Origin of the sequence: Actinoplanes sp. NPDC023936 (assembly GCF_040639325.1) — a bacterium.
Lineage (GTDB): Bacteria > Actinomycetota > Actinomycetes > Mycobacteriales > Micromonosporaceae > Actinoplanes.
This window is the reverse complement of the sequence record NZ_JBEZZR010000009.1, coordinates 117,800-130,331: the sequence shown is the minus strand read 5'-3', so window position 1 is coordinate 130,331 and position 12,532 is coordinate 117,800. Positions and strand designations below refer to the sequence as shown.

The window sequence follows — 12,532 nt, the reverse complement described above, 5'->3', positions numbered from 1 at the left end:
ACCCACGCGGGCGTTGCCTCATACCGGCATCACCGTGCGATCCGGTTCCAGCCGCGCCCACACCACCTTGCCGCCGTCCAGTTCCAGGTGACCCCAGCGGGCCGAGACCGTGTCGATCAGGAGCAGACCCCGGCCCCCGTACGAGGTGACCTCGACCGGCCCGGTGAAGCGGGGCAGTGTCGGCGAGCCGTCCCGGACCGCCACGCTCATCGTGTCGCCCTGCAGGGCCAGCAGCACGCGCATCGGCGTACGGGCGTGCGCCACCACGTTGTTCACCAGCTCGGTCGCCACGATGCAGGCGTTGCCGATCAGGTCCGGGCAGTCCCACCTGCCGCACGACTCGGTGATCACTTCCCGGGTCCGGCGAGCCGCGCGGACCACCGGATCCAGCTCGATGCTGACCCGGCGGTCCTGTTCCGGCTCGCCCAGCGCGGCGAAGGCGTCGTCCGCGTCCGGCCAGACCGGCCAGCCACTCGGTTTCCAGGTCGCGGCGTCGGCCGCTCCGCAGAGCGCCAGGTGCGAGCCCGGCCAGTCCCGCGTCACGTCGAGCACGTCCCGCAGCACCGCAGTGGAGCCGGCCTGCGGCGCCACCAGGTCGGCGACGTCGACCACGACCGCCTCGGGCTGGTCGGCGAGCACGTCGAGCAGCACCGACCGGACCGCGGCGGCGGTCTCGCCGTTGAGCACCCCGGTCAACCGCACCAGGGGATAGGCCTGGTCGCGGTCCACCAGATGACGAACCTCGGTCGGCATGATCGCTCCATTGTGCATAACGCGTCCTCTCCTCGCATTTCGGCGAGAGGATCAGTCGTCATCGTTGTGGCCAGTGATCCGCAGAACAGCTAGGTACCCCGCCCCGATGGACTCATGCCCCGATCTGTCCGTCTGATCAGCCCCGGCGGGCCAGCGCGGTCAGAACCGTCTCGTGCAGCAGTCCATTCGTGGCGATCACCGAGCTCTTGTCGGCGGCCGGCCGGCCGTCCAGATCGGTGACCTTGCCGCCGGCCTCGGTGATGATCGGGATGAGCGCGGCCATGTCCCAGAGCGACAACTCCGGCTCGGCCATCGCCTCCAGGGCGCCCTCGGCGAGCAGCATGTATCCGTAGAAGTCGCCGTAGGCCCGGCTCCGCCACACGCCGAGCAGGATGTCCAGCATCGCGTCCAGACGGCCGTTCTCGGCCCAGCCGTTCAGGCTGGCGTAACAGAAGCTGGCGTCGGCGAGTGCGCGCACCGACGAGACGCTGATCCGGCTGGCCGCGTGCTGGTGCTTTCCCGCGTACGCTCCCAGGCCGCGCGCGGCCCACCAGCGACGGCCCAGCGCCGGCGCGGAGACCAGGCCCACCACCGGGGTGTCACCCTCCATCAGCGCGATGAGCGTGGCCCAGATCGGCACGCCGCGCACGAAGTTCTTGGTGCCGTCGATCGGATCGATCACCCAGTACCGGCTGCCCGGCCCGGCGGCCGCGACGGTCCGGCCGAACTCCTCGCCCAGCATGCCGTCGCGCGGGCGGGCGCGGGCCAGCGTGGACCGGATCGCCGTCTCCACAGCGGTGTCCGCGTCGGAGACCGGCGTCAGATCCGGTTTGGCCTCGACGCGCAGGTCGAGCGCGCGGAACCGGGCCGTCGAGATGGCGTCGGCCGTGTCGGCGAGCAGATGGGCAAGCGCGAGATCGTCCGCATATCCAGCCATGCCAGAAAGTTAGTGCATCTCAGGCGCGAGCTAGGCGGTGGATCCGTCTTCGTTGCGAACGTCCAGCTCTCCGGCCCGCGAGCTCAACAGCCTGCGGTACGAGGCCAGGCGTCGCGCATCAGCCTTGCCCTCGGCCACCCATCCGTCGAGCCGGCAGTCCGCGTCGGCCGCGGTGTGCCCGCAGTTCGGCTGGTCCTCGAGAGTGCCCTCGACCAGGTCCGGGAAGCCGTGCAACAGGCTTTCCGCGCTCACGTGGGCGAGGCCGAAACTCCGGATGCCCGGTGTGTCGACGATCCAGCCCGGGTCCTTGCGGTTTCCGCGGACCGAGGGGAGGCGCAGCGCCACCGCGCTTGTCGACGTGTGCCGGCCCTTGCCGATCGCGCTGACCACCCCGACCGCCCGCAGCGCGTCCGGCACCAGGCGGTTCACCAGCGTCGACTTGCCGACGCCGGAGTGACCGACCATGACCGAGATCCGGTTCGCCAGCCGGCCGCGCAACTCGTCAAGATCACTGCCGGGGCGGACCAGGACGTGCCGCAGGTCCAGCTCGGCGTAGTAGTCGAGGACCTGCTCCGGACCGGCCAGGTCGGCCTTGGTCAGGCAGAGCAGCGGCTCGATGCCCGCGTCGTACGCCGCCACCAGGCACCTGTCGATGAACCCGGTCCGCGGCGGCGGGTCGCTCAGCGCGCTCACGATGACGAGCTGATCCGCGTTCGCCACCACGACCCGTTCCAGCCGGCCTTCCGGTGTCGTGTCGTCGTCGTCCGCGGTGCGGCGCAGCACCGACGTCCGCTCGCTGATCCGCACGATCCGGGCCAGCGCGCCCGGCGCCCCGGAGACGTCACCGACGAGCGACACCCGGTCGCCCACCACCACCGACTTGCGGCCCAGTTCCCGGGCCCGCATCGCGGTGATCACGTCGAGGCCGCCGGTGTCCTCGCGGACGCAGCCGTACCGCCCGCGGTCGACGGTGATCACCAGCGCCTCGACCGCGTCGTCGTGTTTCGGCCGCGTCCGGGTACGCGGGCGGGAGGCGCGTCCCGGCCGGATCCGGACGTCGTCCTCGTCGTACTCCCGCTTACGCCCTGGCAGATCTAGCTCCTCGCCACGAGTCCCGCCCAGAGTTCGGGGAACTCGGGCAACGTCTTCGACGTACAACCTACGTCGGCGAGGTTGATGCCCGGCACGGCGAGTCCGATAACCGCCGCGGCGTGTGCCATCCGGTGGTCCGCGTACGTCTCGAAGGTCGTCCCGTGCAGCGCCCCCGGCACGATCCGCAACCCGTCCGGGAACTCGGTCACCGCGGCGCCCGCCTTGCCCAGCTCGGTGGCGAGCGCGGCGATCCGGTCCGTCTCGTGGCCCCGGATGTGCGCGACGCCGCGCAGCTCGGACGGCCCCTCGGCGAGCGCCGCGAGGGCCGCGATCACCGGGGTGAGCTCACTCACCTCGGAGAGGTCCGCGGTGATCCCGCGCAGCGTGCCGGTGCCGCGCACGGTGAGACCGCCCACCGCGGCCTCGTCGCCCGGCTCGGCCTCCTGCGTGAAGTAGACCTCGGCGCCCAGCGCCGTGAAGATCTCGGCGAGCCGCTCGACGGGCTGCCAGCTGTCGGCCGGCCAGCCGGTGAGGGTGACCGATCCGCCGGTGACCGCCGCCGCCGCGAAGAACGGCGCCGCCCCGGACAGGTCCGGCTCGATCGTCCAGGTGCGCCCGTGCAGCGGCCCCGGCTCGACCGTCCACACGTCGGGCACGCTCTCGTCGACCACCGCGCCGGCGGCCCGCAGCATGTGCGTCGTCATCCGCAGGTGCGGCGCGGACGGCACCGGCGGGCCCTCGTGACGCAGGGTGAGGCCCTTGGTGAAGCGCGGCGCGGAGAGCAGCAGCCCGGAGACGAACTGGCTCGACCCGGACGCGTCAATGACCGCCTCGCCGCCCTCGACCAGGCCGGTCCCGTGCACGGTGAGCGGCAGCCCGCCGGTCGGTGCGGCCTCGATCGCGACGCCGAGCGAGCGCAGCGCCTCGACGATCGGGCGCAGCGGCCGCTTGCGGGCGTGCGGGTCGCCGTCGAACTCGACGGTGCCGTCCGCCAGCGCGCCGGCCGGCGGCAGGAACCGCATGATCGTGCCGGCCAGGCCGACGTCGATCCGGACGGGTCCGCGCATCGGGCCGGGCGTCACGGTCCACCGCTCGTCCGAGCCGGTGTCGACGCCGACGCCGAGCGCCCGCAGGGCCGCCGTCATCAGCACGGTGTCGCGCGCCCGCAGCGGCGCCTCGATCACCGACGGCCCGTCGGCGAGCGCGGAGATCACCAGGGCGCGGGCGGTCATCGACTTGGAGCCGGGCAGCCGCACGGTCGCCGAGACCGGGCCGGAAGCGGACGGGGCGAGCCAGGGGCGAGGTTCAGCAGTCACCACCCCATTCTGCCGTCGCGGGCCCCCGGGACCCGACGGCATTCCCGGCTCACGGGACGGACCCGTCGGCGGCGACCATTTCTCCGCGATTTCGCTGACCTGAGGCGACGTGCACGACGCATTCCGTGGGAGCGTGCCCACTGGGCAGCGGAATCGTGCGTGATCGGCGCGTGATCGCTCCGGGTGGCGTGGGGGCGGACGGCCACGGGTCCGGCGCAGTACGGTGCTGTCCATGTGCGGCCGATACGCGACGACCCGGAGCAACGCCGACCTCAGTTTCTTCTTCGAGGCCGTCGACGTGGCCGAGCCGCTGCGCGCCAGCTGGAACGTGGCGCCCACCGATCCGGTGCCGCTGATCCGCACGTCGAAACAGCACGAGGGCCGGGTGCTCGACACCGCCCGCTGGGGCCTGGTGCCGCACTGGGCGCCGGACCTGCGCGCCGGCGCCCGGATGATCAACGCACGGGCGGAGACGGTGGCGACGCTGCGGTCGTTCGCGCCGTCGTTCGCGAAACGGCGCTGCCTGGTGCCGGCGGACGGCTGGTTCGAGTGGGTGCGTCCCGGCCAGGCAAACGCTGACCAGGCAAACGCTGACCGGGCAAGCGGCGACCGGGCAAGCGGCGACCGGGCAAGGGGCAGCCGGGCAAACGGCAAGCAGAAGCAGGCGTTCTACATGACGCCGCTGGACGGGCGGCCGCTCGCGTTCGCCGGGCTCTGGTCGGCGTGGGGCCCGGAGTCGGTGCTCACGTGCAGCGTGGTGACGACGGCCGCGCGGGGTGGCCTGGCCCGGGTGCACGACCGGATGCCGCTGATCCTGCCGGCGGAGCGGTGGGACGACTGGCTGGCCGGCGGCGGTGATCCGGAGCGGCTGCTGCGCCCGCTCTCCGACAGCGATCTGGAAGCCATCGAGATCCGTGCGATCGGGCCGGAGGTCGGCAATGTCCGCAACAATGGGCCCGAGTTGCTGGAACCTCGCTCCGAGGTGACGCTTTTCTGAACAGCGCTAGATCAACGTTCTTCTTTGTCGGATTATGCGCCCATTCTGAATCAACAACTTTGTTTCAAGATAGATCACCCCCTTGTTCTGATCTTGTACGGTGCGGTACAAACCAGCGCCGGAGTGGTACCGGTCCGTAGGGTGCGGTTCGGCCGCCACAGCACTTCCGGTCCCACGGGGGAGGTGGGCTGATGACACGAGCACGCATGCCGCGTCCGCATGAGGTGGCCATCGCGCGACGTGACCCGCGACTGCTCGAGGCGATCGCGCAACGACGTACCGATGAGGCCTGGCGCACGCGAGGCGCTTGCCGCAGCGTTGATCCCGAGACGTTCTTTCCGGCGCCCAACGAACCATCCGGTTCGGCCGTGGCGCTCTGCGGGACCTGCGAGGTGCAGGGCCCGTGCCTGGCGTGGGCGCTGCAGGTCGGCGACTGCCACGGCGTCTGGGGCGGCACCACGCCACGCGAGCGGCGGGCCATGCTGGTCGCCTGGCGGGAGCGCGTCGCGCCGGACGGTGAGATGGTCGAGGACGACTCCGCCGACGACGATCGCCGGTTGCTGAACCTGATGCCGGTCAGTCGCTGATAGAACGGGGCTGTGCACAGCCCCGAGGAACTGACGGTCACCACCCCGCGCGGCCCCGCCGCCGTCCGCGTCACCGCCCCGTCCGGTCCGGCGGTGAGTCTGCTCCTCCTCGGCCATGGCGCCGGGGGAGGCGTCGACGCGCCGGACCTGGTCGCGGTGCGCGACGCGGCGGTGGCGGCCGGTGTGCGGGTCGCGCTGGTCACCCAGCCCTACCGGGTGGCCGGCCGGCGTGCGCCCGCGCCGGCCGGGCACCTCGACGAGGCCTGGCTCACGGTCGGCGCTGCTCTGCGCGTACCGGAAACGCCGTTGATCGTCGGAGGGCGCTCCAGCGGAGCGCGGGTCGCGTGCCGCACCGCGACCACGCTCGGCGCCGCGGGTGTTCTCGCGCTCGCGTTCCCGCTGCATCCGCCGGGCAAGCCGGAGAAGAGCCGGGCCGGCGAGCTGGCGCTGCCGCTGCCCACGCTGGTGATCAATGGTGATCGGGATCCGTTCGGCGTGCCCGAGCCGGCCGGCACGGTGGAGGTGGCCGTGCGGCCGGGCGCCGTCCACGATCTCCGCAAGGACGTCGCCGGAACCGCGGCCCTCGCGGTGGACTGGTTGCGGGAGCACGGCTGGGCTCGATGAGCGGGCCCGGGAGGTGCGGAATGGGAGACCCCCGGGCGGCGTTACACAGGCGGACACTTTTGTTCGTCGGAAGGGGATGTCGTAGTGGGTGCCGGTACCGAGATCGTCGAGCGCGACGGCCGGGAGGTCGCCCGGGTGCAGAGCTTGTTGAGCTCCCCGGAGTGGCCGGCGGCCGAGACTCAGCCTTTGTCTCCTTCGGTGAGCGTGAGCACACCCGCGGTTTTCGAAGGCGTTACACGGGCACTACCCGTATCCTCGGCGGGGCGGTCGAGGGGGGAGTCCAGGGTGGCCCAGAAAGAGCGGACCGACGAGCGCCGTCAGCGTTTCGAACGCGACGCGCTGCCGTTCGTTGACCAGTTGTACGCCGCCGGACTACGGATGACCCGTAACCCGGCTGACGCCGAGGACCTGGTGCAGGAGACGTTCCTCAAGGCGTTCTCCGCGTTCCACCAGTTCGAAGAGGGTACGAACCTCAAGGCCTGGCTGTACCGGATCCTGACGAACACGTACATCAACTCGTACCGGCGCAAGCAGCGGCAGCCGGTGCAGGCGCCGACCGAGGAGATCACCGACTGGCAGCTCGCGTCGAGCGAGTCGCACACGTCGCAGGGTCTGCGGTCGGCCGAGACCGAGGCGCTGGACCGGCTTCCGGACAGCGACATCAAGGAAGCATTGCAGTCCCTGCCGGAGGACTTCCGGCTCGCGGTGTACCTCGCCGATGTCGAGGGCTTCTCCTACAAGGAAATCGCCGACATCATGGGCACGCCGATCGGCACGGTCATGTCCCGGCTGCACCGGGGACGGCGCAACTTGCGCAATCTCCTGGAGAAGTACGCCTCCGACCGGGGCATCACCCGCGCCACGACGTCCGAACCGCAGGGGGCCTGACACCGATGTCGACCGACGAGAACGAGACCGACTGCAGCTCAGTCCTCAGCGAGGTCTACCTCTACCTGGACCTGGAGTGCAGCGAGGACCGCCGGCAGCTGATCCAGAAGCACCTGGACGAGTGCACCGGTTGCCTGCGCGAATTCGGGATCGAGCACGACGTGAAGGCCCTGGTCGGCCGCTGCTGCGGTGACGAGCGGGCGCCGCTGGAGCTGCGCGACCGGCTGCGCCACAAGCTGGACCAGCTCGAGGTGCAGACCGAGACCCGCGAGTTCCTCCCCTGACCCCGGTCAGGACATGAAAAAGGCCCGGCATCCGCCGGGCCTTTTTTCAGCTGTTGGGGCGCTTGCCGTGGTTGGCAGAGCTCTTCTTGCGGGCCTTCTTCTTACGGGCCTTCTTCGCCATGGCGGGACTCCCTGGTTAGTGGTGCCGTTCCGCAGCCGATCGTAGTGGGCCGCTCCGCAGCGCCGGGACGTGCCCGCCGGGGTTGCCTACCGGCTCCGCCTCGCTCGGCGGCGATCCGTGGTTTGATGGCGTTCACCTGAACAAGCGTTCATGCGAGCGGAAGGGCGATCCCCTGATGGCTGACGAGATCCGGGCCGAGATGGTGGCCAACGTGTGGAAGGTCGTGGCCAACGTCGGCGACTCCGTCGCGGACGGCGACACGCTGGTGATCCTGGAGTCGATGAAGATGGAGATCCCGGTGATCGCCGAGTCCGACGGGACGGTGGCTCAGCTCACCGTGAACGAGGGCGACGTCGTCCAGGAGGGCGACCTGATCGCCGTCATCAACTAGTAGAACTAGTAGCCAGGCCCGCTAGACCCGCGATCACCGGTTACAAGGCGATCGCCGCGGAGCGAAGCGGAGCCAGCTAGTTCCGGTAGAACGAGCGGCGGATCCAGTTCGCCCGCCGCTGCCGCGGCACCTGCGGCACCCGGATCGTCGCGGCGGCCAGCTCGCGGGTCGGCCGGTCCAGGCCGGGCGCCGCGAGCGCCAGCTCGGCGACCGCCCGGGCCGCCGGGCCGGACGCCATCTCGCTGAGCCGGCCGGCCACCACGGCTGCCACGTCCGGGCGGGCATCCGGATCCACCCAGGCGTAGGTGATCAGCGCGAAGAGCGCCGCCTGGGTGACCCGGTCCAGGTCGCCGTCGAGCAGGCCGAGCAGCAGCCGGCGGCGGCTGGAGTCCAGCCACGGCTCCTCGGAGCCGTGGTGGAGCAGGCCGAGACAGGCCCAGACCTCGTACCCGGTGGGCTGGCGGGCCTCCACGACGGCCGGGTGGGCGAGCAGCGCGAGCAACTCCCACGGCTCGACCAGGACCAGGCCGAGCGCCCGGTCGTACGCGGCGGGCGGATGCGCCCAGGTCGGCGTGGCGATCCGGAGCAGCCGCCGGACCGCGTCCGCCGACGGCTCGGCGTTCACCGGCGCGCGTCCGGCTCGCAGCGGCGCGCCGGCCGGCATGCCCCCGAGCCAGGCCGCCTCCCGGCAGCACTCCTCGAGGTCGGTGTGCTCGTGGGCGTCGTCCGGGTGGTCGCGGATGAAGTCGGCGAGCGCGACCAGGTGGGCCACGTCGCCGTCGGCCCGGTGCCGCAGCCGGTGGGCGGTGTGTACGACACAGTCGAAGTCCGGGTCCCGTTCCAGTGCCAGCTCGGTCCAGCGCAACGCCTCGTCGAGCCGGTCCAGGTCGGCCAGGGTGGCGGCGACGTCGGCGTACACGGAGAGGTCGTCGGGGTCGTAGGCGACCGCCCGGCGGAGCGCGGCCAGGGCCTCCGGCATCCGCCCGGCGCTGCGGTACGCGTACCCGAGCCAGATCTCGCCCAGCTTGGAGGGCTGCGCCCGCGCGCCGCGGGTGGCCCAGTCGACGGCGAGGCGCACCTCGCCGAGCCGGCGCGCCAGCGCCGAGCCGGCACCGAGCAGCATCGCCTGTTCGCCGTGCGCGGCGACCGCGTGCCTGATCACGGTGAGGTAGGGGCGCAGCGAGTCGGCGGTCCCCTCCGGCGCCGGATCGCCCACCGCGGTGCAGAGCCGCATGATCGTGCGAGCCAGCAGCCCGGGGTCGAGGCGCACGCCGAGCGCCGGGTCGCTGACCCACGGCACGCCGGCCCAGTCGGCGCCGGGGTGGTTGCCGCTGGCCGTGGCGAGCAGGGGGAGGCCGTCCTCCGGGCGCCCGGAGGCGGCGAGCAGATGCGCGCGCGCGACCGAGCGGCCGACCGGCTCGTGCGGCTCGGACGGGAAGAGATCGAGCCCGCCGCCGGGCGTCGCGGCCAACCGGCCGAGCAGCTCATGGATCTCGGGCAGCGTGGGTGCGTGGGTGAGCGCGCCGGTCAGATGGCCGGCGGCGTCCGCCATCTCGCCGCGGTCGAGTGCGGCGCGGGCGCGCGCGAGGTCGCGGTGGGCCGAGGGGGAATCCACGTGCAAAGACCCTAGGGGAAGCAGCGCCATATGTCAGTCCTCATGTTTGCGCAGTTCTGCTCGAAACCTTGACGTTGTAAGCTTCTTCTTGCAAGATTGCGCAGCGATTGCGCGGGAACAGGACTCTGGGGAGATCACGTGACACAGCGAGGCAGCGGCATGTCGGCGGACATCGGGGAGCAGCCGGCCGGATTCGCCCGGCTGCTGGAGGGCGGCAGCGCCGGCGCGATCGCCGAGGTGGCGGCCGAGATCGCTCGTCGCCGTCCGCGCAACGTGCTGTTCGTGGCCCGGGGCACCTCCGACCACGCGGCGCTCTACGGGGCGTACCTCGCCGAGATCCGCCTGGGCCTGCCGGTCGCGAGCGCCTCGCCGAGCGCGATCACGCTCTACGGCGCCCGTCCCGACTTCACCGGCACGCTGGTGATCGGGGTCAGCCAGAGCGGTGGCTCGGCCGACCTCACCGGCGTGCTCGGCGTCGCCCGGGAGAACGGGGCGCTCACCGTCGCGGTCACCAACAACCCGTCGTCGCCGCTGGCCGAGGCCGCCGAGCTCGCCGTCGACGTGGCCGCCGGGCACGAGCGGGCGGTGGCCGCCACGAAGACCTACACGGCCGAGCTGCTGGCGCTGCTCATGCTCATCGAGGGTGTCCGCGCCGGTGACGGCCGGCTGCCCGCCGAGGAGCGCGACGCGCTGGCCGAGCTGCCCCGGCTCGCCGAGGCGGCGCTCGCCGACACGTCGGCCGAGGACCTGGCGCAGCGCTACCGGTTCGCCTCCAGCCTGGTGACGACCGGCCGGGGGTTCGCGTACCCGACCGCCCGCGAGGCCGCCCTGAAGCTCATGGAGACGTCGTACCTGCCGGCGCTCGCCTTCTCCGGCGCCGACCTGCTGCACGGCCCGCTCGCGATGGCCGACCCGGACGTGCCGGTGCTCGCGGTGGTCGGCGACGGACCGGGCGGCCGTTCGATGCGTGACGTGGTGACCCGTCTCGGCGAGCGCCGGGCCGACGTCGTCACGATCGGCCCCGCCGACGTCCCGGGCGCCTCGGCCCGGCTCGCGGTCCCGGCCGTCGACGAGCGGTACAGCCCGATGCTCGACATCCTCCCGCTGCAGAAGCTGGCGCTGGCGCTCGCGCTGGCCCGGGGCGAGGATCCGGACGCGCCGCGCGGCCTCAAGAAGGTCACCACCACCTTCTAGAAATAAGCTGGGTTCGTGTCCACCCTGCGTGACCTCGTCGAAGAACACACGAACCTCAGCCCCGCCGACATCGACCACCTGCATCGGCTGGCCGGTGACTGGCAGCTGCTCTCCGATCTCTCCTTCGCTGACCTGCTGCTCTGGGTGCCGATCAAGGGGGAGCCGCGGCAGCCCCGCGAGTTCCTCTGCGTCGCCCAGGTGCGGCCGGTCACCGCGCCGACCGCGTACCAGGACGACCAGGTCGGCAAGATCGTCGGCGGGCCGGAGGTGGCACATCTCGACGTGGCGCTCACCCAGGAGCGGATCTGGCGGGAGGGCGACCCGGTCTGGTACGGGGACACCCCCGCCCGCCACGAGGCCATCCCGGTGCGGCTGCGCGACGCCTCCGACCTGGAGGAGGGCTACAGCGAGGTGATCGCGGTGATCGGCCGCGACACCAACCTGAGCACCGCGCGCACGCCGAGCCAGCTCGAGCTGAACTATCTGACCACCGCGGACGACCTGGCCCAGATGGTGTCGGACGGCACGTTCCCGCCGCCCCGGCACCCGGGCGAGACCACGTCCGCGCCCCGGGTCGGCGACGGGATCATCCGGCTGGACTCGTCCGGCAAGGTCACCTACGCCAGCCCGAACGCGCAGTCGGCGTACCGGCGGCTCGGCTTCAACTCGCACCTGGTCGGCGAGGAGCTGGCGAACCTCGCGAGCCGGCTCGCCGCCGACCCGCTGGAGGGCAACGACGCCTCCGAGCGGATCCTCGGGTCGCTGCGCGGCGAGTTCGCGCCCCGGATGGAGGTCGAGGCGCGCGGCGCCACCGTGCTGACCCGGGCGCTGCCGCTGCTGCCGGCCGGCGTGCCGATCGGCGCGCTGGTGCTGGTCCGCGACGTCACCGAGATCCGCCGCCGGGAACGCGCCCTGATGACCAAGGACGCCACCATCCGGGAGATCCACCACCGGGTGAAGAACAACCTGCAGACCGTCGCGGCCCTGCTGCGCCTGCAGGCCCGCCGGGTGGACGCGCCGGAGGCGCGGATGGCCCTGGAGGAATCGGTACGCCGGGTCGCCTCGATCGCGCTCGTCCACGAGACGCTCTCGATGTCCAGCGACGAGGCGGTCGAGTTCGACGGCATCGTGGACCGGGTAGCCACCGCCGCCACCGAGGTCGCCGCCACCAGCTTCCCGGTGCGGATGCGCCGGGAGGGCACGTTCGGGGTGCTGCCCGCGGAGATCGCGACCTCGCTGGTGATGGTGCTCAACGAGCTGCTGATCAACGCGGTCGAGCACGGTTTCTCGGCCCCGGACGACGAGGACGACGAGGCCGCGCCGCCGGAGCAGGCCGGTGAGGTCGTGGTCTCCGCGCACCGGTTCCGCAAACAGCTGCACGTCACGGTCGCCGACAACGGGCGCGGGCTGCCGGAGGGCTTCCGGCCGGACGCCAGCGGGCGGCTCGGGTTGCAGATCGTCCGGGCGCTGGCGACCGGCGAGCTGCGCGGCAGCATCGAGCTGCGCAACCGGGCCGGCGGCGGCACCGAGGCGGTCCTGGTGGTGCCGCTCGCGAAACGCTGACCGACGCCTGAGTCTCGCGACTCGAGTGCTCATCTCGCTGCATCGAGTGGTCGGCCTTCGGCGTTACCACTTGTCACCGTTGTGTTACGTGGCACACTCCCGGATTCTGGACCGCACTGGCTCAGATTCGCCCGGCGTGAGACGCTAGCCAACATGACCGCTGCAGTTGA

13 protein-coding genes are annotated in these 12,532 nt (G+C 72.0%); 8 read left to right on the top strand and 5 right to left on the bottom strand.

Annotated features, from left to right (window positions below; translation table 11 throughout):
• Positions 1–18: 18 nt before the first annotated feature.
• The 4 genes from AB0F72_RS15060 to aroA form a co-directional block, all read right to left on the bottom strand.
• Complete coding sequence (locus AB0F72_RS15060; protein ID WP_360430564.1) at positions 19–753, bottom strand: ATP-binding protein; 735 nt, start codon at positions 751–753, stop codon at positions 19–21.
• Between the two features lie 136 nt (positions 754–889).
• Complete coding sequence (hisN, locus tag AB0F72_RS15055) at positions 890–1,690, bottom strand: histidinol-phosphatase (RefSeq protein ID WP_360430562.1); 801 nt, start codon at positions 1,688–1,690, stop codon at positions 890–892.
• Positions 1,691–1,720: 30 nt separating this feature from the next.
• Positions 1,721–2,782 (bottom strand): ribosome small subunit-dependent GTPase A, encoded by a 1,062-nt coding sequence (rsgA, locus tag AB0F72_RS15050; protein WP_360430767.1) that lies wholly within the window; start codon positions 2,780–2,782, stop codon positions 1,721–1,723.
• Between the two features lie 2 nt (positions 2,783–2,784).
• Complete coding sequence (gene aroA, locus AB0F72_RS15045; protein WP_360430560.1) at positions 2,785–4,140, bottom strand: 3-phosphoshikimate 1-carboxyvinyltransferase; 1,356 nt, start codon at positions 4,138–4,140, stop codon at positions 2,785–2,787.
• 190 nt (positions 4,141–4,330) lie between these two features.
• On the opposite strand from aroA, the gene AB0F72_RS15040 reads away from it, so the two are divergent.
• The 6 genes from AB0F72_RS15040 (at position 4,331) to AB0F72_RS15015 (ending at position 7,990) form a co-directional block, all read left to right on the top strand.
• A complete protein-coding gene (locus AB0F72_RS15040) occupies positions 4,331–5,095 on the top strand; it encodes an SOS response-associated peptidase (RefSeq protein ID WP_360430558.1) in 765 nt (254 codons plus the stop codon).
• 191 nt (positions 5,096–5,286) lie between these two features.
• Entirely contained in the window at positions 5,287–5,682 is a 396-nt protein-coding gene (locus AB0F72_RS15035) for a WhiB family transcriptional regulator (protein ID WP_360430556.1), read from the top strand.
• Positions 5,683–5,694: 12 nt separating this feature from the next.
• The gene (locus AB0F72_RS15030) at positions 5,695–6,306 is read left to right on the top strand and encodes an alpha/beta family hydrolase (protein WP_360430554.1); all 612 of its coding nucleotides are present in this window, start codon (positions 5,695–5,697) and stop codon (positions 6,304–6,306) included.
• Positions 6,307–6,390: 84 nt separating this feature from the next.
• On the top strand, positions 6,391–7,194 hold the full coding sequence (locus tag AB0F72_RS15025; protein ID WP_360430552.1) for a sigma-70 family RNA polymerase sigma factor: 804 nt from the start codon (positions 6,391–6,393) through the stop codon (positions 7,192–7,194).
• Between the two features lie 5 nt (positions 7,195–7,199).
• On the top strand, positions 7,200–7,478 hold the full coding sequence (gene rsrA, locus AB0F72_RS15020) for a mycothiol system anti-sigma-R factor (protein ID WP_360430550.1): 279 nt from the start codon (positions 7,200–7,202) through the stop codon (positions 7,476–7,478).
• A 296-nt stretch (positions 7,479–7,774) separates the two neighbouring features.
• Positions 7,775–7,990 carry a biotin/lipoyl-binding carrier protein gene (locus AB0F72_RS15015; RefSeq protein ID WP_360430549.1) on the top strand — a complete coding sequence of 72 codons (216 nt, stop codon included), beginning with the start codon at positions 7,775–7,777 and terminating at the stop codon, positions 7,988–7,990.
• A gap of 76 nt (positions 7,991–8,066) precedes the next feature.
• On the opposite strand, the gene AB0F72_RS15010 is transcribed toward AB0F72_RS15015, so the two are convergent.
• Entirely contained in the window at positions 8,067–9,635 is a 1,569-nt protein-coding gene (locus AB0F72_RS15010) for a tetratricopeptide repeat protein (protein WP_360430547.1), read from the bottom strand.
• Positions 9,636–9,764: 129 nt separating this feature from the next.
• On the opposite strand from AB0F72_RS15010, the gene AB0F72_RS15005 reads away from it, so the two are divergent.
• On the top strand, positions 9,765–10,799 hold the full coding sequence (locus tag AB0F72_RS15005) for an SIS domain-containing protein (RefSeq protein WP_360430765.1): 1,035 nt from the start codon (positions 9,765–9,767) through the stop codon (positions 10,797–10,799).
• Between the two features lie 15 nt (positions 10,800–10,814).
• Positions 10,815–12,362: a histidine kinase N-terminal domain-containing protein gene (locus AB0F72_RS15000; protein WP_360430545.1), complete on the top strand. Its 1,548-nt coding sequence runs from the start codon at positions 10,815–10,817 to the stop codon at positions 12,360–12,362.
• Positions 12,363–12,532 lie beyond the last annotated feature (170 nt).

Bases quoted from the DNA above. Each gene is read 5' to 3' on its own strand.
- rsrA (WP_360430550.1), top strand. From the start codon at position 7,200: ATGTCGACCGACGAGAACGAGACCGACTGCAGCTCAGTCCTCAGCGAG.
- hisN (WP_360430562.1), bottom strand. From the start codon at position 1,690: ATGGCTGGATATGCGGACGATCTCGCGCTTGCCCATCTGCTCGCCGAC.
- AB0F72_RS15060 (WP_360430564.1), bottom strand. From the start codon at position 753: ATGCCGACCGAGGTTCGTCATCTGGTGGACCGCGACCAGGCCTATCCC.
- AB0F72_RS15005 (WP_360430765.1), top strand. From the start codon at position 9,765: ATGTCGGCGGACATCGGGGAGCAGCCGGCCGGATTCGCCCGGCTGCTG.
- AB0F72_RS15010 (WP_360430547.1), bottom strand. From the start codon at position 9,635: ATGGCGCTGCTTCCCCTAGGGTCTTTGCACGTGGATTCCCCCTCGGCC.
- AB0F72_RS15015 (WP_360430549.1), top strand. From the start codon at position 7,775: ATGGCTGACGAGATCCGGGCCGAGATGGTGGCCAACGTGTGGAAGGTC.
- AB0F72_RS15040 (WP_360430558.1), top strand. From the start codon at position 4,331: ATGTGCGGCCGATACGCGACGACCCGGAGCAACGCCGACCTCAGTTTC.
- AB0F72_RS15035 (WP_360430556.1), top strand. From the start codon at position 5,287: ATGACACGAGCACGCATGCCGCGTCCGCATGAGGTGGCCATCGCGCGA.
- aroA (WP_360430560.1), bottom strand. From the start codon at position 4,140: ATGCCGTCGGGTCCCGGGGGCCCGCGACGGCAGAATGGGGTGGTGACT.